General features: G+C 70.8%; 19 protein-coding genes. 6 read left to right on the top strand and 13 right to left on the bottom strand.

Annotated elements, in window-relative coordinates; translation table 11 throughout:
• Positions 1 to 30 precede the first annotated feature (30 nt).
• Both JAO81_RS00715 and JAO81_RS00710 read left to right on the top strand, forming a co-directional pair.
• Positions 31 to 2001, top strand: a complete 1971-nt coding sequence (locus tag JAO81_RS00715) for a fumarate reductase/succinate dehydrogenase flavoprotein subunit (protein ID WP_199545726.1) — start codon at positions 31 to 33, stop codon at positions 1999 to 2001.
• Positions 1998 to 2786 carry a succinate dehydrogenase/fumarate reductase iron-sulfur subunit gene (locus JAO81_RS00710; RefSeq protein WP_199545725.1) on the top strand — a complete coding sequence of 263 codons (789 nt, stop codon included), beginning with the start codon at positions 1998 to 2000 and terminating at the stop codon, positions 2784 to 2786. Before JAO81_RS00715 ends, JAO81_RS00710 begins: the two co-directional genes overlap by 4 nt.
• On the opposite strand, the gene JAO81_RS00705 is transcribed toward JAO81_RS00710, so the two are convergent.
• Complete coding sequence (locus JAO81_RS00705; RefSeq protein ID WP_199545724.1) at positions 2783 to 3229, bottom strand: hypothetical protein; 447 nt, start codon at positions 3227 to 3229, stop codon at positions 2783 to 2785. The two genes, JAO81_RS00710 and JAO81_RS00705, sit on opposite strands and share 4 nt — an antisense overlap.
• Positions 3226 to 3492, bottom strand: coding sequence for a hypothetical protein (locus tag JAO81_RS00700; protein ID WP_199545723.1), 267 nt, complete (start codon positions 3490 to 3492; stop codon positions 3226 to 3228). The genes JAO81_RS00705 and JAO81_RS00700 overlap by 4 nt, the downstream gene beginning before the upstream one ends.
• Before the next feature lie 84 nt (positions 3493 to 3576).
• On the opposite strand from JAO81_RS00700, the gene JAO81_RS00695 reads away from it, so the two are divergent.
• Together JAO81_RS00695 and JAO81_RS00690 are read left to right on the top strand one after the other, a co-directional pair.
• Positions 3577 to 5679, top strand: a complete 2103-nt coding sequence (locus JAO81_RS00695; RefSeq protein WP_374194239.1) for a TPM domain-containing protein — start codon at positions 3577 to 3579, stop codon at positions 5677 to 5679.
• An 82-nt stretch (positions 5680 to 5761) separates the two neighbouring features.
• Positions 5762 to 6475, top strand: coding sequence for a PspA/IM30 family protein (locus JAO81_RS00690; protein WP_199545721.1), 714 nt, complete (start codon positions 5762 to 5764; stop codon positions 6473 to 6475).
• Positions 6476 to 6502: 27 nt separating this feature from the next.
• Here JAO81_RS00690 and JAO81_RS00685 read toward each other — a convergent pair whose 3' ends face one another.
• The 8 genes from JAO81_RS00685 to JAO81_RS00650 all read right to left on the bottom strand — a co-directional run bounded on the left by JAO81_RS00685 (position 6503) and on the right by JAO81_RS00650 (position 15082).
• Positions 6503 to 6919 carry a hypothetical protein gene (locus JAO81_RS00685; protein WP_199545773.1) on the bottom strand — a complete coding sequence of 139 codons (417 nt, stop codon included), beginning with the start codon at positions 6917 to 6919 and terminating at the stop codon, positions 6503 to 6505.
• A 126-nt stretch (positions 6920 to 7045) separates the two neighbouring features.
• A complete protein-coding gene (locus JAO81_RS00680) occupies positions 7046 to 9547 on the bottom strand; it encodes a SpoIIE family protein phosphatase (RefSeq protein WP_307813096.1) in 2502 nt (833 codons plus the stop codon).
• 322 nt (positions 9548 to 9869) lie between these two features.
• Positions 9870 to 10289 (bottom strand): ATP-binding protein, encoded by a 420-nt coding sequence (locus JAO81_RS00675; protein WP_307813092.1) that lies wholly within the window; start codon positions 10287 to 10289, stop codon positions 9870 to 9872.
• A 212-nt stretch (positions 10290 to 10501) separates the two neighbouring features.
• The gene (locus tag JAO81_RS00670) at positions 10502 to 10900 is read right to left on the bottom strand and encodes a (deoxy)nucleoside triphosphate pyrophosphohydrolase (protein ID WP_199545719.1); all 399 of its coding nucleotides are present in this window, start codon (positions 10898 to 10900) and stop codon (positions 10502 to 10504) included.
• A gap of 53 nt (positions 10901 to 10953) precedes the next feature.
• Positions 10954 to 11133 carry an SPOR domain-containing protein gene (locus JAO81_RS00665; protein ID WP_199545718.1) on the bottom strand — a complete coding sequence of 60 codons (180 nt, stop codon included), beginning with the start codon at positions 11131 to 11133 and terminating at the stop codon, positions 10954 to 10956.
• 190 nt (positions 11134 to 11323) lie between these two features.
• Complete coding sequence (locus tag JAO81_RS00660) at positions 11324 to 13036, bottom strand: cytosine permease (protein WP_199545717.1); 1713 nt, start codon at positions 13034 to 13036, stop codon at positions 11324 to 11326.
• A gap of 185 nt (positions 13037 to 13221) precedes the next feature.
• Entirely contained in the window at positions 13222 to 13974 is a 753-nt protein-coding gene (locus tag JAO81_RS00655; RefSeq protein WP_199545716.1) for a GntR family transcriptional regulator, read from the bottom strand.
• Positions 13975 to 14128: 154 nt separating this feature from the next.
• Complete coding sequence (locus JAO81_RS00650; protein WP_199545715.1) at positions 14129 to 15082, bottom strand: DUF4190 domain-containing protein; 954 nt, start codon at positions 15080 to 15082, stop codon at positions 14129 to 14131.
• Positions 15083 to 15269: 187 nt separating this feature from the next.
• Between JAO81_RS00650 and JAO81_RS00645 the strand changes: the two genes are divergently transcribed.
• Positions 15270 to 17912 carry a glycosyl hydrolase family 65 protein gene (locus JAO81_RS00645; protein WP_307813091.1) on the top strand — a complete coding sequence of 881 codons (2643 nt, stop codon included), beginning with the start codon at positions 15270 to 15272 and terminating at the stop codon, positions 17910 to 17912.
• A 5-nt stretch (positions 17913 to 17917) separates the two neighbouring features.
• On the opposite strand, the gene JAO81_RS00640 is transcribed toward JAO81_RS00645, so the two are convergent.
• The 3 genes from JAO81_RS00640 to JAO81_RS00630 form a co-directional block, all read right to left on the bottom strand.
• Positions 17918 to 18703, bottom strand: coding sequence for a hypothetical protein (locus tag JAO81_RS00640; protein ID WP_199545714.1), 786 nt, complete (start codon positions 18701 to 18703; stop codon positions 17918 to 17920).
• Positions 18703 to 21984 carry a hypothetical protein gene (locus tag JAO81_RS00635; RefSeq protein WP_199545713.1) on the bottom strand — a complete coding sequence of 1094 codons (3282 nt, stop codon included), beginning with the start codon at positions 21982 to 21984 and terminating at the stop codon, positions 18703 to 18705. The genes JAO81_RS00640 and JAO81_RS00635 overlap by 1 nt, the downstream gene beginning before the upstream one ends.
• A 115-nt stretch (positions 21985 to 22099) precedes the next feature.
• The gene (locus JAO81_RS00630) at positions 22100 to 22618 is read right to left on the bottom strand and encodes a MarR family winged helix-turn-helix transcriptional regulator (protein WP_199545712.1); all 519 of its coding nucleotides are present in this window, start codon (positions 22616 to 22618) and stop codon (positions 22100 to 22102) included.
• A 98-nt stretch (positions 22619 to 22716) separates the two neighbouring features.
• Here JAO81_RS00630 and JAO81_RS00625 point away from each other — a divergent pair, with 98 nt between their 5' ends.
• Positions 22717 to 23940 carry an MFS transporter gene (locus JAO81_RS00625; protein ID WP_199545711.1) on the top strand — a complete coding sequence of 408 codons (1224 nt, stop codon included), beginning with the start codon at positions 22717 to 22719 and terminating at the stop codon, positions 23938 to 23940.
• Positions 23941 to 24014: the final 74 nt, after the last annotated feature.

The following is a 24014-nucleotide window of genomic DNA, read 5'->3' as shown; positions in this document are numbered from 1 at the left end:
CAGGGGCCTTCTGATGGCGAGGTGCGTGCGATGACTACGGTGGAGCGGCAGCAGTGGGACGTCGTCGTGGTGGGGGCCGGCGGGGCCGGCCTGAGGGCGGCGATCGAGGCGCGGGAGCAGGGTGCGCGGACGGCGGTGATCTGCAAGTCGCTGTTCGGCAAGGCCCATACGGTGATGGCCGAGGGCGGGATCGCCGCCTCGATGGGCAATGTGAACGACGGCGACAACTGGCAGGTGCACTTCCGCGACACCATGCGCGGCGGCAAGTTCCTCAACCAGTGGCGGATGGCCGAACTGCACGCCCAGGAGGCGCCCGATCGCGTATGGGAGCTGGAGACCTGGGGTGCGCTCTTCGACCGCACCAAGGACGGGCGGATCTCGCAGCGCAACTTCGGCGGGCACGAGTACCCGCGGCTCGCGCATGTCGGTGACCGCACGGGTCTCGAGCTGATCCGGACGCTGCAGCAGAAGATCGTGTCGCTGCAGCAGGAGGACTTCAAGGAACACGGCGACTACGAGGCCGGGTTGAAGGTCTTCCAGGAGTGCACCACCACACGGATCCTCAAGGACGACGTGGACGGGAAGGTCGCCGGGATCTTCTCGTACGAGCGGGAGTCCGGGCGCTTCTTCGTGATCGAGGCGCCGACCGTGATCCTCGCGACGGGCGGGATCGGCAAGTCCTTCAAGGTGACGTCCAACTCGTGGGAGTACACGGGTGACGGGCACGCGCTCGCGCTGCTCGCCGGTGCTCCCCTGCTGAACATGGAGTTCGTGCAGTTCCACCCGACGGGCATGGTCTGGCCGCCGTCGGTGAAGGGGATCCTCGTCACCGAGTCCGTGCGCGGTGACGGCGGGGTGCTGAGGAACTCCGAGGGCAAGCGGTTCATGTTCGACTACATCCCGGACGTCTTCAAGGAGAAGTACGCGGAGTCCGAGGAGGAGGGCGACCGCTGGTACGAGGACCCGGACCGCAACCGCCGGCCGCCCGAGCTGCTCCCCCGCGACGAGGTCGCCCGCGCGATCAACTCCGAGGTCAAGGCGGGGCGCGGATCGCCGCACGGCGGGGTGTTCCTCGATGTGTCGACGCGGATGCCGGCCGATGTCATCCGGCGCCGGCTGCCGTCGATGTACCACCAGTTCAAGGAGCTGGCGGACGTGGACATCACAGCCGAGGCGATGGAGGTCGGGCCGACCTGCCACTACGTGATGGGCGGGATCGCCGTCGAGTCCGACACCGCGGCGGCGCTGGGCGTGCCCGGGCTGTTCGCGGCCGGTGAGGTCGCGGGCGGGATGCACGGCTCGAACCGGCTCGGCGGCAACTCGCTCTCGGACCTGCTCGTCTTCGGGCGGCGGGCCGGGCTGCACGCGGCGCGGTACGCGGCGGGGCTCGGCGCTGAGCGGCCGGTGATCGAGGACTCCCAGATCGACCTCGCGGCCGCCGAGGCGCTGCGTCCGTTCTCGGCCGAGGGCCCCGACGAGGCGCTCACCGCAGAGGGACCGCTGCCCTCGACGGCGCGGCCCGCGGAGAACCCGTACACCCTGCACCAGGAACTGCAGCAGGCGATGAACGACCTCGTGGGGATCATCCGCCGCGAGGAGGAGATGGCCACGGCGCTGAAGCGGCTCGCGGATCTGCGGGTACGGGCGCGCAGGGCCGGGGTCGAGGGGCACCGGCAGTTCAACCCCGGCTGGCATCTCGCCCTCGACATGCGGAACATGCTGCTCGTCAGCGAGTGCATCGCGCGCTCCGCTCTCGAGCGCACCGAGAGCCGCGGCGGGCACACCCGCGAGGACTACCCGGGCATGGACCGCGGCTGGCGGAAGGTCAACCTGCTGTGCCAACTCGCCGATCCCACCGGAGGGTTGGCGGCCACCGATCCGGTACGCGGCCAGATCCGCCTCGTACGCAAGGAGACCGAACCCATCCGACCGGACCTGCTCGCGCTGTTCGAGAAGGAAGAGCTGGTCAAGTACCTCGCCGAAGAGGAGCTCTTTGAATGAGCACGGCTGCATCGACCTCCTACGAGGCGCACTTCAAGGTCTGGCGCGGGGACACCGACGGCGGCGGGCTCGAGGACTTCAAGGTCGAGGTGAACGACGGGGAGGTCGTCCTCGACATCATCCACCGCCTGCAGGCCACCCAGGCGCCCGATCTCGCGGTGCGCTGGAACTGCAAGGCCGGCAAGTGCGGGTCCTGTTCCGCGGAGATCAACGGGCGGCCGCGGCTGCTCTGCATGACGCGGATGTCGACGTTCTCGCGCGAGGAGACGCTGACCGTCACACCGCTGCGGGCCTTCCCCGTCGTACGGGACCTCGTGACCGACGTGGGCTTCAACTACACCAAGGCCCGCGAGGTGCCCGCCTTCGTACCGCCGCAGGGGCTCGGGCCCGGTGAGTACCGGATGATGCAGGAGGACGTGGACCGCTCGCAGGAGTTCCGCAAGTGCATCGAGTGCTTCCTGTGCCAGGACACCTGCCATGTGGTGCGTGACCACGAGGAGAACAAGGCCGCCTTCGCCGGACCGCGTTTCCTGATGCGGGTGGCCGAGCTGGACATGCATCCGCTGGACTCGGCCGCCGAGTCGGGACTCGACCGCAAGAAGACCGCGCAGGACGAGCACGGGCTCGGCTACTGCAACATCACCAAGTGCTGCACCGAGGTCTGCCCCGAGGGCATCAAGATCACGGACAACGCGCTGATCCCGCTCAAGGAGCGCGCGGTGGACCGCAAGTACGACCCGCTGGTGTGGCTGGGGAACAAGATCCGGCGGCGGGGTGCCGACTAGACGGGCTCGATACGGATCGGCGCCCCGGCCAGCAGCTTGGTCAGGTCGTCGACGTCCGAGGTGAAGACCGTGACCTGGTCGCCGCGCGCTTGTGCTGCGAGAGCGGCGGCGGCCAGGACCGCGTCGATGGCGTACTTGTGGCCGTGCAGCCCGGTATCCCGCAGTCGGGAGCGCGTGGTCGCGATCAGCTCGTCGTCGGTGTGGACCACGGCGACGCGGGACAGTGCCCAGTCCCAGAGCGCAGTGGCTTGCGCGCCTGCTCGCGGATCCCACGCCTCGACCGTGGTGAGTGCGGTCGTCGCGACGGCGATGTCGAGGCCGGACGCGGCTTGCACCAAGGCCCGCATCGCCCGCTGTCCACGCACCAGCCGAGAGAGCGGCTCACTGTCGAGGAAGTACGTCTTGCGAGCTGGGACGACCGGGCGCTGCCGGCTCCGGCTCACGCAGCACTCGCCGGATCCGTCTGTGCCTCGCCGTGCCAGGCGTCGATCGCGGCGATACGGTCGAGCGCCGCCTGGTAGTCCGCCTCGCTGACCGGCCCGTACTCGTCCTCGAGCCGATCGGACAGTTCTCGCAGCCTGTCCATGGCGTCCTTGTGCGCGGCCGCCTCGGCGATGTAGGCCGAGACGCCCCGGGCGTCCACCCTGCCCTTGATCGAGTCGAGCAGGTCCTCGGGGATCGTGATGGTGACCTTCTTGGTTGCCATAGTTCGAGTATGGCAACCGGCACCACCCGGGGCAACCAGCTTCACCAGTCGCGACCTGCCTCACCCGGACATACGCTCACAAATGTGACGCCACCCCGCGACCGCTCGCTGCCTCACATAGCCGCGCGGGCCGTGCTCGCCGCTCTCTTCGCGGTGGCGCTGCCCCTGCTCCTGACCGGCCCCGCGCGGGCCGAAGGGCCGATCACGCTGTCACGGACCGGGCAGATCACCGACAAGGTGGGTGCGCTCGGGGACCGGAAGACCGAGGTCGCGCAGGCTCTCGACAAGCTCTATGACGACGACGGGATCCAGCTGTTCGTCGCGTACGTACGGGATTTCTCCGGGCAGTCCGCGAAGTCCTGGGCGAACAGCACGGCCGAGCGGGGCGGGCTCGGCCTCGACGACATCCTGCTCGCCGTGGCCACGCACGACCGGCAGTACGCGTACTCGGTCGACCAGGACTCACGGCTCAGCGAGGCCCAGCTGCAGCAGGTCGCCACCACGGCGGTCGAGCCCGCGCTCAAGCAGAACGACTGGGCGGGCGCCGCGATCGGCGCGGCCCGCGGCTATGAAGCGGTGCTCGCGGGGCAGCCGGTCCCGACTCCGGCGATCACTCCGGGTGACCCCGATCCGGGCGCGGCCGAGGACCACGGTCCGGCGACCGGGGATCTGGTGCTGCCGGTGGTCGCGGTCGGCAGTGCGGGCGCGCTGGCGGCGTACGCGTACACGCGGAGCAAGCGGAAGAGGAACGGCGGCGGGAACGGGTCGCCCGCCGGCTGGTCGCAGGGACCCGCCCCCACCCCGCTGCCGGAGCTGGACAAGCAGGCCAGGCTGCTGCTCGTGCAGACCGATGACGCCGTACGGACCTCCACCGAGGAACTCGGCTTCGCCGCCGCCCAGTTCGGGGACGACGCGGTCAAGCGCTTCCAGGACGCGGTGACGTACGCGAAGGGGGAGCTGACCGCCGCCTTCAAGCTGCGCCAGCAGCTCGACGACGCGTTTCCCGAGGACGACGCGACCAAGCGGCGGATGCTGGACGAGATCGTCTCGCGCTGCAGCGAGGCCAGCCGCCGCCTTGACGCCGAGACCGCGGACTTCGACCGGCTGCGCGCCCTCGAACAGAACGCGCCCGAGGCGCTGACGCTGGCCGAAGGGACGTTCCGCGAGGTCAGCGCGCGGACCACGGCGGCCGCCGGGACGTATACGACACTGACGGCGCGCTACGCGGATTCCGCGTCCGCGCCCGTGAGCGGGCATATCGAGGAGGCCAAGGAGCGGCTGCTCTTCGCGACCGGCACCCTCAACCGGGCACGGCAGGCCGTGGACGCCGGTGAGAACGGTCCGGCCGCGGTGTATCTGCGGGCCGCCGAGGGCGCCGTCGACCAGGCGGGCACCCTCGTGGACGCGGTGGACCGGCTGGCCGCGGAGCTCGGTCAGGCCGAGGCGAAGCTGCCGGCCGCGCTGACCGAGACGGAGACCGATCTGGCCGATGCGCGCGGGCTGCTCCAGGGCACCGCGACCGGGACGTCGACGGCCGATCTGCAGGGCCGGATCGCCCGCGCGGAGGCCGTGCTCCAGGACGTACGCGCCGTGGTGGCCGGCGGGCGCTACGACCCGATCGACGCGCTGCGGCGGATCGAGGAGGCCGATGCCGCGCTCGACGAGGCGCTGGCCGGTGCGCGCGAGCGCGAGGTCGCCGATCAGCGGGCGCGCGGGCTGCTCGACCAGACGCTGCTGACCGCCCGCAGCGCGGTGGGAGCGGCCGCCGACTACATCACCACGCACCGCGGCGGTGTGGGCAGCGAGGCCCGCACCCGTCTCGCGGAGGCCCAGCGGCATCTGGCGTCCGCCGACGCGCTGGCCGCCACGGACGCCTCGGGCGCGCTGGCCAGGGCCCAGCAGGCCGACTCCATGGCACGCCAGGCGCAGCAGCTGGCCGAGCGCGATGTGGGGTCCTTCGACCCGTACGGCGGGCAGACGGCCGGCCGGTCCCGCTCCGGCGGGATGGGCGGCGCGGTGCTCGGCGGGATCATCCTCGGCGAGGTGCTCGGCGGGATGGGGCGCGGGATGGGCGGCGGGTTCGGCGGTGGTTACGGCCGAGGCGGGGGCGGTGGCGGATTCGGCGGGCCGGGGAGTTTCGGCGGGGGTGGCACGCGGGGGCGGATGGGCGGGGGAGGGCGCTTCTGATCGAGGTTTGTGCGTACGGGAGACCTTCCCGGTCTCCGTACGCGGTCCGGAACTCACGTACCCGTAAAGGAAGTTCACTGCGATGACGAAGCAGACCATCCTGGGCCGTGTCGCCCAGCTCGCGAAGGCCAACATCAACTCGATGCTCGACCAGGCCGAGGATCCGGCCAAGATGCTCGACCAGCTGATCCGCGACTACACCAACAACATCCGTGAGGCGCAGGAGGCGGTGTCGACCACGATCGGCAATCTGCGGCTGCTCGAACAGGACCACAAGGAAGATGTGGACGCGGCCGGCGAATGGGGCGGCAAGGCGCTCGCGGCCAGCAAGAAGGCCGACCAGATGCGGTCCGCCGGTGACTCCGACGGCGCGGACAAGTTCGACGCGCTCGCCAAGGTGGCGCTGCAGCGGCAGCTGCAGTCCGAGAAGGAGGCGAAGGACGCGGAGCCTACGATCGCGGCACAGACCGAGGTGGTCGAGAAGCTGAAGTCGGGCCTGGACCAGATGCAGATCAAGCTGAGCGAACTGCAGGCCAAACGCGATCAGTTGGTGGCGCGGTCGAAGACGGCCGAGGCGCAGAACCAGATGATGGACGCGGCCCAGAACATCAATGTGCTCGATCCGACGAGTGAGCTGTCGCGGTTCGAGGAGAAGGTGCGGCGGGAGGAGGCCCGGGCTCTGGGGAAGCAGGAGCTGGCCGCCTCGTCGCTCGACGCCCAGTTCGAGCAGCTGGACTCGCTGGGCGATCAGGCGGAGATCGAGGCCAGGCTGGCGGCGATGAAGGCGACGTCCTGACCGGCTGGGACTTCGGGCTTCGGCCGGCTAGGAGTCCGAGCGCAGCCCCAAGGCGCTGTGCTGGATCACCCCGGCCGGGGCATCGGCGGAGGGCGACTGCCGGCGTGTCAGTTCCACCAGCTTCGAGCGAAGGCCGGTCGCCGGTTCACCGAGCACGATGGCGCTGAGCACCAGCTCGAGCATGACGCAGTCGTAGGCGTCGTCCGTACTCCGGTAGCGGTCGGTGTCGCCTTCGGCCACGGCCCTTGTGATCTGCCGGCCACCGCCGTCGACCGGCGCGAAGGTCGCCTCGAAGACTCCGTGACCGGTCCAGCTCCGGTGCAGGAAGACCACCTCGCCCTCCGTGAAGACGTTCCACTTCTCGTCCATGTCCCGCGCCGCGTAGCCGAGCTGGATCCGCTCCCAGTCCGCGTCCGACCAGATCCGCCGGGGCGGTTCCGGCAGCGGGCGGGGCGCCGCTATGGACTGGATACGGCGGAACATCGACCGGGTCACGCGGGCGTCAGCAGACATGGAGGGATCCTATGGAGGAAGCCGAGCGTGCCGGGACCGGGTCCCGGCGCCCGGTGATCAGAACATGCTCAACAGCGCGTCCACAGAAGGCTCCGACGGTGAGCCGCCGTCCGGGAGCGGTAGTTCGAACCACACCGTTTTGCCGCGCGGGGTGCGGCGGGCGCCCCACGAAGCGCTGAGCAGGCCGACGAGCTGGAGGCCGCGGCCGCCCTCGTCGGTGTCGCGGGCGCGGCGGCGACGCGGCTGGACGAGGCCCGCGTCCCAGACCTCGCAGACCAGGGTGCGGTCGAGCAGGAGCCGGAGTCTGATCTCGCCCTCCCCGTACCGCAGAGCATTGGTGACCAGCTCGCTGACCAGCAGCTCCGTGGTGTCCACGAGGGCTTCGAGGTCCCAGGAGGCGAGCTGGGCGCGGGCCAGTTCGCGGGCGCGGCCCACCGAGCGCGCCTCGCGGGGCAGGGTCCAGTCGCCGACCGCGTCGCGCGGCAGGCCCTGGACGCGGGCCATGAGCAGGGCGATGTCGTCCTCGCCGTGCCGGGTGTCGAGGGTGTTGAGGACGTGGTCGCAGACGTCTTCGAGCGGGCGGGCCGGGTCGGTGAGCGCGGAGCGGAAGGCGCGCAGGCCCTCGTCCAGGGGGTGTTCGCGGGATTCGACGAGTCCGTCCGTGTAGAGGGCGAGCAAGGCGCCTTCCGGGAGCTGGACTTCGACCTCTTCGAAGGGTTCGCCGCCGACGCCCAGCGGCATGCCCGGGGGTACGTCGAGCATCAGGGCCTCCTCGCCCGGCTCGACGAGAACGGGTGGCAGATGGCCGGCGTTGGCGAAGGTGACGCGGCGGGTGACCGGGTCGTACACCGCGTAGACGCAGGTCGCGAGGTAGACCTCGGAGGGGTCGATGTCGCGGCCCTGGAGTGCGCGCCGGGTGGACTGGGGCGAGTGCGGGTGCTGGCCCCAGGGGGTGGGTGAGCCGAGTCCGCGGGCGATCTCGTCGAGGGCGGCGAGGACTTCGGCGGGTTCGAGGTCGAGCAGGGCCAAGGTGCGTACGGCGGTACGGAGTTCACCCATGGCGACCGCGGCGCGCAGACCGCGGCCCATCACGTCACCGACGACCAGGGCGGTGCGGTGGCCGGGCAGTTCGATGACGTCGAACCAGTCGCCGCCGACCTCGGTGGCGGCGTTGCCGGGCAGATAGCGGCAGGCGATGTCCAGGCCGGCGGCCTCGGGGTCGCCGGGCGGGAGCAGGGAGCGCTGGAGGATCAGGGCGCGTTCGTGCTCGCGGCGGTAGAGGCGGGCGTTGTCGATACAGACCGCGGCGCGGGCGGCCAGCTCCACGGCCAGGGTGCGGTCGCGTTCCGAGAAGGGTTCGCTGCCCATGGTGCGCGAGAAGCGGACCAGGCCCACCACGGTGTCGTGCGCGACCATCGGCACGGCGAGCGTGGAGCGCACCATGCCGCCTTCCGTGCGCGGGATGGAGACCGGGCGTGCGGTGCGCAGGGCGTCGGCGCAGGGCGAGTTGAAGGAGTAGCGGTGCAGGGCGCCGACGGTGACGGGTTCGCCGCAGTCGTCGAGCGGGCCGTCGGAGACCGCGCTGGAGAAGGCGACGCGGCGCAGCTCGGCGCTGCCGTCGGCGAGTCCGGGCGGGGTCTCGTCGCCGTCGAGCAGGCCTTGGTACAGGTCCACGGAGGCCAGGTCGCAGAAGACCGGGACGGTGACGTCGAGGAGTTCGCGTGCGGTGGTCTCCAGGTCGAGGGAGTTGCCGATGCGCGAACCCGCCTCGTTCAGGAGCGCGAGATTACGGCGGGACTGGGCGGCCTCGCGGGCGGCCGCGTGCCGGCGGGTGACATCGGTGCCGAGGCCGGCCACGCCGATGGGACGGCCCGTACCGCTGTGTACGCGGTAGAGGTTGATGGACCAGTGGCGGCGGTCGTTGGAGCCGGGTGCGGGCCCGACGATCTGCATGTCCGTGACGGAGTCGCCGGTCTCCAGGACCCGCTTGAGCGCGGCGGCCATCCGGTCGGCCTCGCCGCGCGGCAGATAGTCGTGGACGGTGCGGCCGCGGTGTTCTTCGGCGTTGCCGCCGAAGACGGCGGCGAAGCGCTTGTTGGCGCGCTGCACGCGTAGATCTGTGCCGAACAGCAGAAATCCGAAGGGTGACTGACCGAAAATCGCCTGCGAGGCGGCGAGGTCGGTCTCTATCCGGCGCAGCGCCCGGACGTCGACCACGATGCAGACCGCGCCCCGTTCGCCCTGCTCCGTCGCGGTCGGCATCACATAGACCTCGGCGACCCCGTCGAGCGAGCCGTCCTCGGCCATCCGGAAGGGGACGATGCCCGTCCACTCCTTGCCGTCGAGTATCTCGCCGACCCTGCGGTGGCCGACATCGCGGAGACCGGACGGGACGAAGGCCTCGATGGGGTCCTTGCCCACGGCATCGGCCGCGGCGACATGGAAGAGCTGCTCCGCGCGCAGCGACCACTGGTCGATCCGGCCGTCGGCGCCGAGCGAGAACGAGGCGACCTTGATGTAGTCGTAGATCGAACCGGGCGGGCTCGACTGCCAGAGGATGTCCGACGCACCCCGCTCGGCCTCGGGCGCCCGATCGGACCCTACGGGCTGCGGCGCCTGTTCGGACTGTTCCCGGGCGTGACGTTTCCCGGGGTTCTGGGAGCTCCTGTTCGTCCCTCCCAGCCCGGCTGCTATCTCGCTCACGCGACCGTCCCCTCCAGCTCGCCGTCATGGACCGGACCTCTCGACGGCTTGCCCGCAGTATCCAGCACTACGGCCGCACGCAACACTGCGTTCACAGCTCCCATGCGAGACGTCCGTTTTCGGCCGTGCCGCAGGGAGATCGGCTCTAGTTCACCTTCTAACCATGCGGAGGCCGCCTCTAACCCCGGCCGGGCACCGGAAGCGTCAGCTCGAACCACACGGTCTTGCCGGAATGCCCCTGTCTGGTGCCCCAGCGCGTGGCGGAGCAGGCGACAAGCTGCAGGCCACGGCCTCCTTCGTCATCCAGAGTGGCGTGCCGCGCGAGCGGCGGATCCGGAAGGGGATCGGAGACTTCGACGCGGAGTACGCCGGGTGCTTCGGCGGGGCGTACGAGGCGTACCCCGATAGGTCCCGACGCGTACCGCAAGGAATTGGTCACCAGTTCGCTGACGAGCAGCACCGTGACATCGCCGAGCACACCGAGACCCCAGTGGACGAGCTGCTTGCGGACGACGGCGCGGGCGGTGCGCACAGCGGTCGGATCGGCGGGGAAGGTCCACTCGGCGCAGTCGCCTTCGGTCTCGATCACGCCGATCACTTCCCGGAGCGGGGACCCGGAACCTCTGTCCGGTTTCATGGGGTTAATCAGCACATACCCGATATCAAGGAACGCCTACCGCTTACATCGGCGCACTGTGGCACAAACGGCGTAGGGGGGTGCTCGCCAGCTGGGGTTTCGCTTCCCCTGAGCCCCCTTTACGGGGGTAGGCGCCGTGCGCGAACAGGAGCCTTGCGGAGGCGGGGGCCCGCTTACGGGTGCGGGCGGCGGGCCGCCTCCGCGACCGCGGGCCGGTCCTGGTCCAGCCAGTCCACCGCGTCCAGCTCGTCGATGCCGAGCCAGCGCAGGGCGTCATGGTCCTCGAGCGGGGCGGGCTCGCCGCTCAGGAGCTTGGCGGACCAGACCTGCAGGACGTATCCGGGGCGGCCGAGCGGCCACTCCCCCGGGATGCGCTCGACGGGCTCGGCCTCGACGCCGAGCTCCTCACGCAGCTCGCGGACCAACGCCTCCTCGGGGCGCTCCCCCTGCTCGACCTTGCCGCCCGGGAGCTCCCAGCGACCCGCGAGTTCCGCAGGGGCGCTGCGCCGGGCCGCGAGCATGCGCCCCTCATGCCACAGCGCGGCACCGACGACCACGATCCGTTCGTTCATGCGCCAGAGCCTACGGTTCCGGTGGTACCGGACGGGCCGCCGGTCCGGCCGCGTCAGACGGTCCGCCGCTCCAGGTGCTCCACCCAGTACAGCTGCTTGTGGCCGCGGTCCTCCAGACCGGCGACGACCTTCTCCGCTTCCGCCCTGGTCGCATACCTGCCGACGCGGTAGCGGTTGCCGTTGTCGTCCTGCCGTATGACATGCCAAGGGAGGGGAGGACTGCTGTCGTTCACCGTTCACCCGCCCTTCCGTTCGACGCGCGCCGCATCGCGCGTGGTGGGGAAACCGCATTACGCATATGCCCGAGCCTACGCCCGACCTTCACTCTGCGAAGCGGGTATGGCACAAAGAGGTAGCGAATCGGCCATCGCCGAGGGGGCGCATCCCCACGAATGCGCCCCCTGCCGCCAAGTCGCCCTGGAGTCAGACCTGTTCAGCGATGGTACGGACGGTCGGCAGCGGCATCAGGACCGGTCCGTCGGCGGGCGCCTTGCGGCAGACGTCACCGCAGTCGGCGTCCAGGGAGCAGCAGAGCGAGCAGATGGGGCCGTTCTGGACCGGGCAGTCGGCGATGTCGGGCAGCTCGTAGGCGGTTTCGCAGACCGCGCAGTCGTGGGTGGCCGTCTCGGCCGCGAAGTCTTCGAGGACGACGTCCGGACCGTTCACCGGGTTGGGACGGGCCAGGTAGTACTTGCCCTTGGTGGCCCAGGCGATCAACGGGCAGAGGATCAAGGCGAGTCCGGCGGCTATGAAGGTCGAGAAGGCCTCCCCGTACTCGCCGAAGACTCCGAAGAACGCGATGATCGAGACGGTCGATGCGACCGTCATCGCTCCGAAGCCCGCCGGGTTCACGGCGTAGAGATACGCGCGCTTGAACTCGATGTACTTGGGGCTCCAGCCCATCCGCTTGTTGATGACCAGGTCGGCGGCGACCGCGGTGATCCAGGCGATGCCGACGTTGGAGTAGAAGCCGAGCAGCTTGTTGAGTGCGGCGAACATGTTGAGTTCCATCAGCGTCAGCGCGATGGCCAGGTTGAGGAAGATGTACCAGACCCGGCCCGGGTGCTTGTGCGTGATGCGGGAGAAGAAGTTCGACCAGCTCAGCGAGCCGCTGTAGGCGTTGGTGACGTTGATTTTGATCTGCGAGACGATCACGAAGATCGCGGCGGCGGGCAGCGCCACCGAACCGAGCCAGGGCTTGAGCGCTTCGAGCTGGGGCGCGATGGGTTCGAGCGCGTGCGTCTTTCCTACGGCTTCGAGGGCGACGAACGCGAGGAAGGCGCCGCCGAGTTGCTTGGCCGCCCCGATGATCACCCAGCCGGGACCGGCCGCGAGAACGGCCAGATTCCATCGCCTCTTGTTCTGCTCGGTCTTCTTCGGCATGAAGCGCAAGTAGTCGGCCTGCTCGCCGATCTGAGCGATCAGCGAGAGCGCCACACCGGTACCGAGCCCGAAGCCGATCCAGTCGAAGCCGGAGCCCGCACCCTCCGTACCGCCGAAGGAGCCGAACGCGCCCCAGGCGTCCGGGGCTTCGAAGGCGAGGATGATGAACGGCAGGATCATGCCGATGATCCAGATCGGCTGGGTCCAGGCCTGCACCTTGGCGAGCGCGCCCATGCCGCGGAAGACGATCGGGATCACGATCAGGGTCGTGACCAAGTAGCCGATCTCCACCGGGAGTCCGACGGCCTGATGCATGGCCTGGGCCATGATCGAGCCTTCGAGCGCGAAGAAGATGAAGGTGAACGACGCGTAGATGAGGGAGGTCAGCGTCGAGCCGAAGTAGCCGAAGCCGGCGCCGCGGGTCACCAGGTCCATGTCCAGGCCGTACTTGGCGCAGGCCTTGGCGATGGGGATGCCGGTGATGAAGATGATCGTCGCGGCGGTGAGGATCGAGGCGGTACCGCTCGTGAAGCCGTACGTGAAGACGATCGAGGCGCCGATCGCGAAGTCCGCGAGATACGCGATGCCGCCGAGCGCCGTGCCCGCGACCATCGACGGCGACCAGCGCCGGAACGAGTGCGGGGCATAGCGCAGCGAGTAGTCCTCGCGGCTCTCGTCGGCGGCGAGTTTGGCGTAACTCCGTTTCGGAGGCGGCGGGTTGACCTCTTCGGTGCGGGTGACCGTGTCCGTCATGCTGGCTCCTTCACGCTTTCACCGGCCTGAGTGCGGGTTCGGTCGGTGAAGGTAGGAGCCGGACATGACGATCCGTAGCGGTATACCATTAACCCGGTGTTACGCGGGTGGGGCGGGGGTTAACTCGCGGTCACAGCGCGCGGACGGCTGCGTCCGGGTATCGGTCGGCTACCGCTTGACCTGGGTCACTTGACGGGCAGGTGGTATGCCACCCGATAGCGGTCCGCCGGGATGACCACGTCCGCCGTCTCGACCGGACGGCCCGAGGCGTAGTACGTGCGCTCGATGACCACGACGACATGGCCGGGCACGCCGCCGAGCAGATGCAGCTCCTCGGCGAGGCCGGGGCGGGCGCCCACCTCCTCCGCGACGTTGTCCACGATCACGTCGATGGCCGCCATCCGCTCGACCACTCCGCAGCCGCCGAGCGGCCCCTCCTCGGGGAGCATCACCGGGGTGCGGCCGGTCACCGCGAGGGGCTCCCAGGAAGTGGAGAGCATCATCGCCTCGCCCGCGTCCCGGAAGACGTACGAGGTGCACATCACGCGGTCGCCGATGTCGATCGCGAGCCGCCGGGCGATATCACCGTCCGCCAGGGCCTGTTCGCTGCGGGACTCCCAGGTGCCGCGCGCCCCCGCCTCGGCCTGCTCCTGCCGGAACGGCGAGAGCCCGCCTCTGTGCCGGTAGGCCGCGCGCGAGACCCGGCGCGGGACCGGCCGCTCGCGCACATAGGTGCCCGACCCGGAGCGGCCCTCGACGAGACCCTCCGCCATCAGGACCTTGCGGGCCTCGAGGGCCACGGTGTCGGAGACCCCGTACTCCTCGCGGATGCGGGCCTGCGAAGGGAGCCGGGTGTGCGGCGGCAGCGTGCCGCTCACGATCTGCTTCCGGAGATCGTCCGCTACGCGCAGATACGCGGGCTGCTCACCGAACGTCACTGGCCACTCCCATCAGGTTGACAGACAGCAACAGCCTGGCAACCGTGGGTTGTTGACCGCAACCAAAGGCCAGGGAATCACTCGAAGTGATGACGATCATGGTCAACGGCTTGTGTACGGCGCGTCGTTGACCTAGCCCCTGGTATGCCCCCGACTAGACGTCCGCGCCCTCACCGGGGGCGGGCTCCGCGCCCGGGGCCTCGGACTCCGGGCCGCCGGACGTGCCGCCGGAGTTGTCTCCCGGGGTTTCACCGGGAGTGCCGCCCGTGTCCCGCAGCGAGCTGGTGAGCTTGCCGCCGTCCTCGTCCACGAAGACGCAGGTGACCTCGCGGTCGCCGACGTTCCAGCTCTCCTGAGTCGGGCTGATGAAGTCGAAGACGACGTTCCCGGGGAGAGCGTCCGCGTCCACCACGTACTCGTCGAGCTGGGTCGCGCACCGTTCGGCGGCGACGTCCTCGATCGCGCCCTGGCCCGGGAACGTGGAGTGCTCGAGCCGGAACGAGCCGTAGACCTCGCTGTCGTGCGGCCCCGCGCAGGGCACGATGTTGATCTTCTCCACGTACCCCTCCTCCGCGCCTGCGGGCACGTTGAAGCACTGCCCCTTCTCTGGCGTGAGGGACTGCTCCTGCTGCGCCTCCTTCATGCCGTCGTTGAAGCCGCCCCAGAACTCGGAGGCCGCGCCGCTGACGAAGAACAGGAGGGTGAGGAGCAGCGTCACCGAGTTGACCACGAGGCCCGAGACCGCGAGGCCCTTGCCGGACTGACCGGTCTTCTTGATCTGCCGCAGCGCGACGAGGCCGAAGACCAGGCCGAGCGGCAGGAAGCAGAGCACACAGGTCACGAGGGCGGCGATGGCGAAACCGCTGGTCCTGGGCGCGGCGGGGTAGGGCGCCCAGCCGTTGCCGTAGCCGGGGTACTGGCCGTAGGGCGGCTGGCCGTAGGGCTGGCCGGGCTGCTGACCGTACGGCTGGCCGGGCTGCTGGCCGTACGGCGGCTGGCCATAGGGAGCCGGTTGACCGTTCGGTGGCTGCTGGCCGTAAGGCGGCGGCTGCGGGCTCTGCGGCGGCGGACCATACGGGTTGTCCTGGGGCGGCGGGGGTATGGCCACGGGGTCCGGTCTCCTGTTTGGCTGTGTGCGCTGGCTGCTGCCGGAATCGTACGGCCATACGGGCGGACCCCGACGGGACCAGTATCGCGAGGGGTGCGGGGCCAACGGCCGCACCCGCACCCCCGTGCGTGGGACCCCCGCGCGGCGCACCCCGGAGCCGCCCGCCGGGCTTCCTAGGGTCGGCCGCGTGACCATCTCGCGCCTCAGCCGACTGTGCGCCGCCACCGCAGCCGTCGTCCTCGCCGCCATGGCCCTGCCCGCCGCCGGAGCCACGGCCCGCCCCTGGCCGGCCGACCCCTCGGACCGTACGGCCCCCGGCGGAAGCTGTGCGCCGTCGGCCGGCTGGACGCCGAGCTCCACGGATCCGGGCAGGACCGGCCCCGCGCACGCCTACGTGGGCAACGGACTGCTCGGGGTGCGGGTGCCGCCGCGCGGGCACGGGTACGCGGTGTCCGACAGCAAGACCGGGTGGCCGCTGTTCACACCCCGGTACGACGGTGCGTTCGCGGCCGGTCTCTACGGCATCGACCGGGAGTCCGGACGCCAGGCCATCGCCGCGCTCCCGAACTGGACGACGCTCGACTTCGTCGCGGGCTCGCAGGCGTACGGCGCACAGGGCAGGACCTCCGCGTACCGGCAGACGCTCTTCCTGCGCTGCGGCTTCGTGCGGACCTCTCTCACCTGGACCACCACCGACGGCCGCCGTACCGACCTCGTCTACGACGTGCTGGCCGACCGCAACAACGCGCGCGGCGGCGCGGTGCGGCTGCGGGTCACCCCGCACTGGAACGGCACCGCCACCGTCGTCGACCGGATCGACGGCCAGGGGGCACGGCGGCTCGCGCACGAGGGCGGCGGGCCGAGCGGGCGGGCCACCGTCGACGTGGCCTTCCGCGCGGACGGGACCGGGGTGCGCGGGGCGCTGGCCTCGGCGCTGCGGGCGCCCGGGCGTATCCAACCGGCCGGTGCGGCACAGAAGTTGAGCGTGGCGCAGGCCGCGAAGTTCCCCGTGCGTTCCGGGCAGAGCTACGAGGTCGTGAAGTTCGTCGGCGTCGGCGGCGCGCGGACCGCCGCGGCCTCCCGCAGGGCCGCGATCCAGACCTCCCAGCATGCCGCGCTGCGCGGCTGGCCCGCCCTGTTCTCCGCGCACACCGCGGCCTGGCGCGGCCTGTGGTCCTCACGGATCGAGGTGCCGGGGCGCGAGGATCTGCAGCTGTGGACGCGCTCGGCGCAGTACGGCCTGTACACGGCGCTGCGCCGCGGCGGCCGCGACAGTCTCTCGCCGGTCGGTCTGAGCAGCGACAACTATGCGGGCCTCGTCTTCTGGGACGCGGAGACCTGGATGTTCCCGCCGCTGCTCGCGACCCGCCCCGAACTCGCCCGCCCCGTACTGGACTACCGGTTCGCGACGATGGACGGCGCCCGCGACAACGCTCGACGCCTCGGCTACAAGGGCCTGTTCTTCCCCTGGACCAGCGGCTCGGACGGCCGGCTCTGGTCCGAGTGCCACAGCTGGCGCCCGCCGCACTGCGTCACCCAGGTGCATCTGCAGTCGGACATCGCCCTCGCGGCCTGGCAGTACTGGCTCGCGACCGGTGACCGGCGCTGGCTGGGCGAGCGCGGGGAGCCGCTCCTTCGCGGGATCGCGGAGTTCTGGGCCGACAAGGCAGAGCGCAACAAGGACGGCTCGTACTCGATCCGCAATGTGGCCGGACCCGACGAGTACAGCAACGGCGTGGACGACGCGGTCTTCACCAACGCGGGCGCGGCCACCACGCTGCGGCACGCCGCCGAGGCCGTCGAACTCCTCGGCGGGCGGGCGGACCCGGCATGGCGCCGGATCGCTTCGAAGCTCCGTATCCCCTACGACGCACGGCGGAAGATCTTCTGGCAGTACGAGGGGTTCCAGCGGCTGTCCGCGCCGCGGATCAAGCAGGCGGACACGGTGCTGCTCATGTACCCGCTGGAGTGGCCGATGCCGAAGGGTGCGGCCGCCGCGACCCTCGACCACTACGCGGCGATCACGGACCCGGACGGACCGGCGATGACCGACTCGGTGCACGCGGTGGACGCGGCGGCGATCGGGGAGCCCGGCTGCTCCGCGTACACCTATCTGCAGCGCTCCATCCGGCCCTTCGTACGCGGGCCGTTCGCGCTGTTCTCGGAGGCGCGCGGTGAGAAGGCCGGTGCGCACGATCCCCTCGCCGGCTCCCCCGCGCAGGACTTCCTGACGGGCAAGGGCGGCTTTCTGCAGGTGTTCACGCACGGTCTGACCGGGCTGCGGCTGCGGTCGGACGCGGTGCACCTCGACCCGGTGCTGCCGCCTCAACTCGCGGCCGGCGTACGGCTGTACGGCCTTTCGTGGCGCGGGCGTACGTATGACGTGAACGTGGGGCCGCGCGAGACGACCGTGCGCCTGACGTCCGGGAAGCCCTTCACGGTCGAGTCGCCGCAGGGTTCCTTCCCGGTGACCGCCGACGAGCCGGCGGTCCTCAAGACGCGCCGCCCCGACCTGGCTCCGGGCGGCTCGCTCGCGCGCTGCCGGCCGGCTTTTGCGAACTCGGAGGAGCCGGGCCTCTACGCGGCGGCCGCGGTGGACGGGAGCGCGGCGACGGCGTGGAAGCCGGAGCGGGCCGGGGCCTCGCTGAGCGTGGACCTGGGGCAGGTGCGGCCCGTGAAGTCCGTGTCGGCGAGCGGGAGTTACCGGGTTGAGACGTCGGCGGACGGGAAGCGGTGGGGGGCGTTCGCGGCGGGTGGGGCGGTGCGATGGGTGCGGGTGGTGCAGACGGGCCGGGTGGCGGAGGCAGTGGGTGAGGTGGACGTGAGGTGAGGCGGTCAGGTCGGCTCGCCGGCGAAGGACAGGCGGTAGATGCCCGCCTCCTGCTTCTTCTCCTCGACACCGCTCGGGAGCTGGAGGACGCAGCCGCCCGGATGGACGACGACCTGCCCTCGTTTGTCCAGCGACACCAGCACATTGCCGGAGAACCGGGCGAACCCGGCCCCCATCGGGTTGATCCAGCCGTCGAAGGTCACCATCCGGCGGTCCTTGTCCACGCTCTCCGAGCCGAAGGAGCAGGCGACCTGGTCACCGAGGGCGGTGTCGAAGCCCTGGTGGCGGAGAACGGTGACCAGACAGCCGACCCGGCCCTCCCCCAGGTCCTGTACCCGCAGGCCCCATGACGCCCAGGTCTCCTCCACGTCATAGGTCCGGGTGATCAGAAAGGGGGTCGGGAGGTGCCACTGCACGACGACCGGCTCCACCGCCGACGCCCCCGCATCACGACCGCCGTCCGGCACCCTCGCGTCGTGTCCGCCGTCGGGTGTACCCCCGTCAGGTCTGCCGCCTGGACGCAGGGCCTGCGCCGGGAGTCCCTTCTTCACGGCCCGGTCCCCGGGTGCCGGGCCGGACTTCGCTTTCTTCTCCGCCTTCACCGGCTCCAGGATGAACAAGGTGTTCTGCACGCTCAGCCCGTCCTGCGCCTGTGCCCACCCGCGCAGCACATCGAGCGACTGGGCCATGTTGCCGATGTACTCGGTGATGCTGCCGGCCTGTTTCGCACTGTCGGCCAGCTTGCGCTCTCTGCCCTTCTTGCCTCCGCCGGGAATCTTTCGGCCCGCCATCAGCCCTCACCCCCCTCAACCGGCTTCTCGTCACAGACCCCCGCCTCCCACGGCAGCTTCGCCGTGCTCAGTGCCACGAGCGTCGTCGGTACCGTCACCGGCCACGGCGTACCCGTGGGCACCCCGCCCGTGCGGTCCTGGGATGCGCGGATCTCCTCCGTGAGGTCGAGGGACGGGTCGTCCGCGGGGCGCGGGGCGGGTGAAGTGGGGTACGGGTCAGGGATGTCGAGGCTCAGGTGGCTGGCCAGGACGTCCTCGAAGCCGGGGCGTACGGGAAGGATCATGCGGGCGTATCCGGCCCGCAGGAACGCGGCGAACGTGGGGTCCGGGTCGTCGCGCAGCACGGCCTCCGGCCAGTCCGCGCGGCCGCTCCAGAAGTACGGGTACAGGGTGTACGCGGCGTGCTCCCACTCGAGGCCCACCTCGTAGAGCCGGACGAGCCGGCCCGCCCGCTGCGCCTTCGCGGGGTCGAGCGACGGCGGTGTGCCGACGGCCGCGTCTCCCGGCTGCACAACGGTGAGTTGCTCCGCCGCGACCCCGCCGAGCATCGCGACCGCGGACCTCTTGAGCTCGTCGAGGATCGTCCGCTCGTTGTCCAGCGGGTTGCGCCCCTCGATGACCACGCCCCTGCGCGTCTCGGCCTGGGCCACGGCGGCCCGGAAGTCCGACTCCCAGGACGCGTGCGCGGCGAGGACCGCCTCGTAGGCCTGCATCTGCCAGCGCTGGTACAGGTCGGCGGTCTGGATGCAGATCACCGAGAGCGTCATCGACAGGGCGGTGGCGGGTGCGCTGACGCAGGCGGCGACGGGCAGGGTGAGGTCGTCGGGTTCGGCGCCGGTCAACTCGGCCTGGATGTTCGCGCGCTGGCCGTGGTCGAAGACGCCGGTGATCTTCTGAGGGCCGACCGGGATGGAGCGCAGGACCGGGCCGATCGCCAGGTCGACGTGGTGGCGGGGTGGCCAGCCGCGGGATGCGTCAAGGTAGTTGCGGAGGCTCCACAGCATGCGCAGCGGCACCTTGGGCAGGCTGCTGAGCATTTCGAGCAGGCGGAGTCCGGTCGCGTGGTCCGGCTCGTTCACCACCGGCACGCGCTCTGCCCGCGGGTCCCAGGACCACCAGCGCTGGATGAACGGTGTCATCGCCTTCCACCAGTCCGCATCCGCGTCGAACTGATCCTTAAGAGCCTGCGAGAACGCCTCGAAATCGGCGTAGACGAGGGAGATCAGCTCCCGGGGATCCCCGCTCGCACTGAGCACGTTGGCAACGTACTGGGCGGGCACATACCCGTTGGGCACGGTGAGTTCCGTGTTCACCTTCACCAAGGGCGGCGGTTCGGGCCCCGTCCCCTTCTTCTTCTCGTCGTCCGTGTCCTTGGACGTGGCCGCCTGCTCCCCCGGCGGCGCCTCGATGCTGAACGCCGTCGTGACAGTGATGAACATGGCCGGAGGCGGCGGGAAGTCGGGCACCCGGAACGTGGCGGCCAGGGTGCGCCAGGTCGTCTCGCCGACGAGTTCGGGGGTCAGCGGGGTCTTGGTGCCCGGGACGTTGAGCGGGGGCGGCGGATCCATGGAGATGTCCAGGCCGGCGCCCCTGTCCCGTGCGTACCGGAGGTTGGCCGACGGATCGGAGACGCCGATCTCGATCAGGGCCCGCAGGCCGTACTCGTAGACCTGGGCGCAGTACTCCTTGTTCAGCCAGCGGTACATGCCGACGACCGGCTTGTCCTGGGCCTTGAGGACGTGACGGTTGAGCTCGCTGACCGTGCGCCGGGTCAGTTGCCTGCGCGTCTCCTCGGTGCGTTTGCGCAGTCGGTCGCCGGCGCGTTCGGTGAGCTCGCGGGCGAAGCGGCTGCTCGAAGAGGCGGATTCACTGCGGGAGTTGTTCTTGGCGTAGCCGGCCGTGGCGGTCACCTGGACATACGGGCCGTAAGCGGCCGAGAGGCCCCCGCCGAGCGTGATCTGCTCGCTCTCGTTGTACGCGGACTGGGTCTCCTTGCCGAGCTCGGAGCGTTCCGTGGTCTGGGAGTCGCGGGTGCGCTCGCGCTCCTCCTCCACGGCGGATGTCGTCTCCTCCTCGCGCAGGTCCACGATCTCGTGCCGGCGCTCCTTGGTCTCGCCCTCGAGGACGTTCTCGACATGGGCGATCTCGCCGAAGGTGTAGCCGCGCAACTGCTGGCGGATCACCTTGAGTTCGCCGATGAACGGCGGGCTGAGGAGGCGGGCCTGGCCCGGCTGGGTGGTGGGGACGACCGGCTTCAGGATCTCGCCGGGGTCGATCCGTATGCCGTCGAGGGCGGAACCCTTGCGGCGGGCGATCTCACGGAGCACGGCGAGCCGGCGTTCGGCGGCGCCCGCCGGGGCCAGCAAGGGGGCGTGGATGCGTTCGGCGCGGGTCGCGAGCTGTTCGACGAGCTCGGGCACGGGGGTGCCGTCGGAGGCGAGGCCCTCCTCCTGGAGGAGTTCGCGGGTGGCGGGGGCGAGGAGGGCACGCAGCGGTTCGTTCATCGCCCAGGTGTCGAGGGGGTTCCTGCGCAGCACGGCTTTCAGGTCGGTGAGGGAGGACTCCAGGCGTACGAGCTTGTCGATGGCGCGCGCCTTGTCCTCGCCCGCCTTGTCGCCGGGCTCCTTTGCGTCCTGTTGCTGCTGCTCTGGGGTGTCCGCGTCGGAGGGCACGAGCACAAGGCCGTTCGCGAGGAGGTCGCTCACCTGGTCCGCGCGCAGCTCCGGCTTGTCGGCCAGCACGCTGAGCAGCTCCCACACCAGGAGCAGCCGGGTCAGCAGACCGCGGGCGGCGGCGGGCGGGTCGGCGGCGTAGGTGACGGCGAGCAGGCTGTCCGCGTGGTCCAGCCACAGCCCGTGGATGTACGGGTGGTCGAGCAGCTTCCGCAGCTCGGGCTCGTCCTTCGGCGGGTCAGGCAGCGCGGAGCAGAGCGCCTTGCCCGTCCGGGTCGCGATCCGCTTCCCCGGGATCCGGTCACCTGCCTTGGTGAGCTCGTCGTTCACCTCCCGTATCGCAGCCGGCACTTGGGTCATGCCGGCGATGAAGCGGGGCCGCTCGCGCCGGTCTCCGCCTTCACCACTGACCACGTTGAACGGTGCGCGCAGATACTCCCCGGCCGCCTCGGCCCGCTCCCTCGGCCCGGCGGCGCGCACGAGCCGCAGATGCAGGGCGGTCGGCGCGGCGGGATCGTAGGCCGGTGCGGCCAGCCGCCGCGGGCCGTTCCTGCGCGGCTCGGGGTCGCGCAGGGCGACGAAGCGGAAGACGTCCTCGATGGGGCCCATGGTCACCCGCTCGGGTCGGCGACGGGAAGCCCATCATGGCAACGCGCCGCAAGCCGGGCCATACGCACTCAAGACGTATTCGCGCCACCGAACCTCAACCGGCAGATGCGGGACTTCACTTGATGGACGTGTCCCCGAGCGTCTCGAGGAGCTTGCGCAGCCCGGCCGCGAGTTGCCCGCTCTCCTCGCGCCCGAAGTCCGCGAGGATCCGGGCCTCGTTGGCGAGGTGCTCCTTCATGAAGGTACGGGTCACCTCGTGGCCGCGTTCCGTGAGACGGATCTTCACCGCGCGGCGGTCGCCGGTGTCGCGCACCCGCTCGACCAGGCCCTTGGCCTCCATGCGGTCGATGCGGTTGGTGATCGCACCGGAGGTCACCATGGCGGCCTTGCGGAAGGCGCCGGCGGTGAGTTCGTACGGGGGGCCCGAGCGCTGCAGCGTGGTGAGGATGTCGAACTCGCCCAGTTCCAGGCCGCGTTCGGCGGCGAAGGCCTTGATCTCCTTCTCCAGGATCCAGCCGAGGCGCTGCAGCCGGCCGATGACCTGGACCGGCCAGAGGTCGTCGGCCAGATCGGGCCGCTCGGCCTCCCACTGGCCGATGATCGCGTCCACCGCGTCACCGCTCGCGTCGCTCACAGCACCTCCAGAGATCTCTCAACGTTGAAACAGTTGACGCTGAACGATACCCGATGGTTTTATCTCAACGTTGAAATAATCAATGTTGAGGGGGAGCCATGGCCGTCCAGTCCGTCACTCCGAGCGCGTTGCGTGAAGCGGTGCCCGCACGTCAAGTCCCGGCGCCGCTCCTGGCTTTGCTCGCCGCGCCCATAGCCGCCGGCGCCAACGCACCCGTGCTGATCCTGCCGAGCACGGCCGGCTCGCTGGGGGTCTCGACGGCCTCCGTGACCTGGATCGTCACGGCCTTCGCCTGGGCCATGGCGATCGGTACGCCGCTGTTCGCCGGACTGCTGCGCCTGCGCGGCGTCCGTGTGGCGCTGCGGGTGAGTTCGGTGTTCGTCGTCGCGGGCAGTGCGCTGGTGGCGCTCGCGCCCTGGCTGCCCGCGCTGCTCGTGGGGCGGGCGGCGCAGGCGCTGGGCGGGGCCGGGTTCGTGGCGGTCGCGATGAGCCTGGCGGCCGGATCGGCCCGCCGGATGGGGGTGATCACCTCGGGGTTCGGTGTGCTCGGGGCGGCGGGGCCGCTGCTCGGCTCCCTGATCGGCGAGGCCGCCTCGTGGCGGGTCGCGCTGCTCCTCTCGGCGGTCGCCCTTGTGGCCGTGCCGATGGTGGCGCGGTACGCCAAGTCGGCCCCCACGCCCGGGGGTTCCTTCGATATACGGGGAGCAGGCGCCGTGGTCGCGCTGGCCACCGCACTGGTGCTGATCCCGCAGACCGGTGCCGCGCTCCCCGTCCTGCTCGCCGCGTTCGTCGCGGCCGCACTGCTCGTGCTGCATGTGCGGCGGCGGCCCGAGGGCCTGGTGCCGGCCGCGGTGGTCCGCTCGCCCCGCTTCATCGGCGCCGCGCTGACCGCGCTCGCCGTCTCCACCTCGTACTTCACGCTGCTCTTCGCCCTGCCGCGGCTGATCTCGGACCGCGCCGGATGGACCCCGGGCTCCATCGGCGTCGGGCAGCTGGTCGCGCTGCTCGCCGGTTCGGCCCTGTCCTGGGGGATCGCCGCCGCGTCGGTGCGGATGAGCCGGCGGGCGGTGTACGGGGTGTTCCTGGTCCTGGGCGCGCTGGCGCCGCTCACCGCGGTGTACGCCGCGTCGGCGCCGCTGCTGCTCGTCGCCGCGACCGTCGCGGTGTTCGCGGCGACCGGCAGCAACGCCGTCCTGTCGGTGTACGCGGGCAAGGAGGCGACTGCCGCCCAACGGCCCTCCGCCATCGGTCTGTTCGTGCTCTGCTACCAGCTGGGCGGGGCGTTCGGGCCGGCGATCGCCGCCGTGCTCGTGCTCGGCTGAGGGCTCGCGGGGGCCCTTGGCCCCCTGGCCGGCACCCCGCCCGGCCCGCCGGCCGGGGCGGGGGGCGGCCCCCC

The organism is Streptomyces sp. N35, assembly GCF_016464295.1.
Taxonomy (GTDB): Bacteria; Actinomycetota; Actinomycetes; order Streptomycetales; family Streptomycetaceae; genus Streptomyces.
Note: the sequence above shows the minus strand (reverse complement) of the source record. Positions and strands in the feature narration are given on the sequence as shown.